General features: G+C 70.1%; 3 protein-coding genes and 1 pseudogene. 2 read left to right on the top strand and 2 right to left on the bottom strand.

Annotation, left to right across the window (positions count from 1 at the left end; all coding sequences use genetic code 11):
* Window positions 1-485: pseudogene (locus R6V09_RS49835) on the bottom strand (HEAT repeat domain-containing protein); the annotation flags it as partial.
* A gap of 333 nt (window positions 486-818) precedes the next feature.
* Complete coding sequence (locus tag R6V09_RS49830) at window positions 819-1,211, bottom strand: ankyrin repeat domain-containing protein (protein WP_317888043.1); 393 nt, start codon at window positions 1,209-1,211, stop codon at window positions 819-821.
* A gap of 256 nt (window positions 1,212-1,467) precedes the next feature.
* Here R6V09_RS49830 and R6V09_RS49825 point away from each other — a divergent pair, with 256 nt between their 5' ends.
* Together R6V09_RS49825 and R6V09_RS49820 are read left to right on the top strand one after the other, a co-directional pair.
* Window positions 1,468-1,662: a hypothetical protein gene (locus R6V09_RS49825; RefSeq protein ID WP_019066471.1), complete on the top strand. Its 195-nt coding sequence runs from the start codon at window positions 1,468-1,470 to the stop codon at window positions 1,660-1,662.
* Window positions 1,663-1,696: 34 nt separating this feature from the next.
* Window positions 1,697-3,066: hypothetical protein (locus tag R6V09_RS49820; protein WP_317888042.1), on the top strand; the 1,370-nt coding region annotated here is incomplete at its 3' end.

Raw genomic sequence — 3,066 nt, 5'->3', positions numbered from 1 at the left:
GCCAGTTCGGCCTCGCCCTCGGGATCGGCCGGGAAACGCGCCAGCACGGGGGCGGCGAGGGCGCGCAGGCCCGCGTCGTCGTCCCTGAGCGCCAGTTCGTCGAGCGCCCAGGCCCAGTTGGTCCCGGAGGCCGCGTACCGACGCAGCAGCGCGAGCGCGTCCCGCCTGCCGTAGGAGGCGAGGTGCCCGAGGACGGCGAGGGCGAGGCCCGTGCGGGACTCCTCGGTGTCGAGGACGTCCTCGGTGTCGAAGAGGTGGGCCTCGACGGCGTCCAGGTCGCCGTTCAGATCGAGGTAGAGACGGGCGTAGTACAGGGAGCGGTTCTCCACCTGCCAGTCGTGGCGGGGGTCGCGCAGCACACAGTGGTTCAGCGCAGCCAGTGCCTCGGCACGGGGTGCGGTGAGCGCGTGCAGTGTGCCGTCGCCGCGGCCCCGCTGAAGCAGGCCGAGCAGCGTACCGCTGGGCGCTATGACCGGATCGAACATGGGAAACAGCCTCACATCAAGCGTCGACGCAACCGGGGGACGTGCACTACCTGGCCGCGTGACAACACGTCGGGGCGCCCGCCGTTTCCTGCTTGCTGTAGACCATTTTCCTCTGCCTCTCGTCGGTGGCCCAAGCGGACCCTCACGGTCCGCGCGGTGCGGCAACACCTGCCCGGCCATCGCGTCCGTGAATCACGACGTCATGATGACCCGGCAGTTCTCGATGCCGCGACCGAAATTTCGGGCGGCCCCGTGCTGCCTTCCCCCGTTTTCCCCCGTTTTCCTTGTCGTACCTGGTCACAAGGCCCGTCTCAGTGGCCGACGGACCACACTTCAGTGCGCGCCGAACAGCTCCAGCAGCTCGCCCTTGCCGAACATCCGGGCCGTGTCGAGTGCCGACGGCGTACCCGCGGCCGGATCGGCACCGGCCTCCAACAGGACTTCGATCACCTCTTGCTCACCCTTGAAGACGGCTCCGGCGAGCGGGGTCTGCCCCCGGTCGTTGATCCGGTCGGCCTCGGCCCCCCGCGCCAGCAGGGCCCGTACGGCGTCGGCGTGCCCGTGGTACGCGGCGAGCATCACCAGGGAGTCACCGCGGTCATTGGTGAGATTGGCCGGAACGCCCGCGTCCACATACGCCACCAGCGCTTCGGTCCCACCCTGGCGGGCGAGATCGAAGATCTTGGTCGCGAGCTCCACGACCTCGGGGTCGGGGGCTTCACTCATCGGCCTGACCGCCTCTCACTAGTACGGGTGAATCGCCAGCGTACTGGCTCCGCCGACACATGACCGGCCCCCTCCGAGGCAAAGATCACCACACGGCCCGACACGGGTGAAACCCCTGCTCAGACGGCCCGAATGCGCTCCGCCATCCAAGTGAAATCCGCCGAAATTCACCCACTTGCACCTTTTATCGTATGGATACATCCTGTGATCCTGGAAGAACTCATGGTGACTGTCCCCACGAACCAGGAGAGCTCAAATGATCCTGTCCATGTCAGGCGTCGTCCTTCTCGGCATCATCGTCTTCCTCTTCTTCAAGAAGGACGGACTCAAGGCCTCCCACGCCATTGTGGCCGCGCTCTTCGGCTTCTACATGGCCAGCACGGCCATCGCGCCGAGCATCAAGGCCGGCGGGGAGAGCCTGGCGAGCCTCCTCGGCGGCATCAAGTTCTGACGCAACCACCCGTACGCACCACCAGGAGACAGCAGTGGCCCGGCGCCCCCTCCCCCGCATCCTGAGCAACGGCAGCGCACAGATCGCCCGGAGCCGGGAGCTGGCCCGGACGGCGGCCGACAGCGCCACCGACGTCCTCCATCCGCTGATCACGATCACTCGCGGTCTGCGCCGGCTGGCATCCGCCGGGCGGCGCAGATGGGCCGACACCCCCAAGGACAAGCGCGGGCCACTGCTTTTCCTGGTGGCCTCGGTGGTCCTGGTGGTGGCACTGGTGCCGTACGGCCCGCTGCTCGCCGTCATCGTCCTGATGGCGGCGGCAGCATGGCACGGCCGCGACCGCACCCCACCGGCGCCCGAAGGGCCCGACGAGTCCCAGACCCAGCGCCTGCAGTCCCTCTACGAGGCGCTGGTGCCCTACTTCTCGGCCGCCGAGGACCCGGCGCCCCTGTTCACCCACGGCGGCGACTGGGAGAAGGCCTTCCCCGCCTACGAGTTCGACGGCGCGGGCCGGATCGCCCATCTGGTCGTCCGCTACCCGGCCTACTTCACCGACGGCGAGGCCGACTCCCGCGCGCGGATCGAGCAGCTGCTCACCGCGAAGTCCGGCCGCGGCCGGGAGTACCGGTTCGAGTGGGACGAGGAGGGCAACCAGCTCACCATCGGCGTCCTCGCCCCGCTCCCCACCGACATCGCCGCCCAGCGCTTCGTCACCGCCCCCGGCGAGACCGTCCTGGGCTTCACCGACCCGACCCACGTCCACCGCACGCTCCCACTGACCCACGGCGCGGAACAGCGTGACGTCCCGCCGGTCGTCTGGCGCACCGGCATCCGCTCCACCGAGCCGAACCTGCTGGTCATGGGCCAGCCCGGCAGCGGCACCTCCACCCTCCTGCGCTCCATCGCCCTCCAGGCCCTCCAGTACGGCGACGTCCTGATCGTGGAGGGCGGCGGCACCGGCGAGTACGCGTGCCTCAGCGGCCGGGACGGGGTCCTCGCCGTCGAGTGCGGGCTGACCGGCACCCTGGCCAGCCTGGAGTGGGCCTCACAGGAGACGGAACGCCGGCTGATCGCGGCCAACCACGCCCGCCAGTCGGGCCAACCGGCACCGGACGACACCAGGCGCCCCCTGTGGATCATCCTGGACCGCCCGAGCGCCTTCGCCCACCTGGCCGCCGCCGACGGCCGCCAGGACCCGCAGTCCCTGCTCCAGGTCCCCCTCCGACACGGCCGCGCGGCCAATGTGACGGTCGTGGTGGCCGACCAGTTCGACAGCGCGGACACCCTGAGCGACGCCGTACGACAGCACACACGCGCGCGTGTCGTCCTCGGCCCCGCCACCGCCGCCCAGTTGGAGGCGGTCCTCGGCGCTCCCCCGCACACCACCCCGATCGCCCAGGTGCC

It is taken from the genome of Streptomyces sp. W16, assembly GCF_033194735.1.
Lineage (GTDB): Bacteria > Actinomycetota > Actinomycetes > Streptomycetales > Streptomycetaceae > Streptomyces.
The sequence above is the reverse complement of the archived record's forward strand: the minus strand, read 5'-3'. Positions and strand labels throughout refer to the sequence as shown.

Coding starts and splice junctions, on each gene's coding strand:
- R6V09_RS49830 (WP_317888043.1), bottom strand. CDS start 1,211: ATGAGTGAAGCCCCCGACCCCGAGGTCGTGGAGCTCGCGACCAAGATC.
- R6V09_RS49825 (WP_019066471.1), top strand. CDS start 1,468: ATGATCCTGTCCATGTCAGGCGTCGTCCTTCTCGGCATCATCGTCTTC.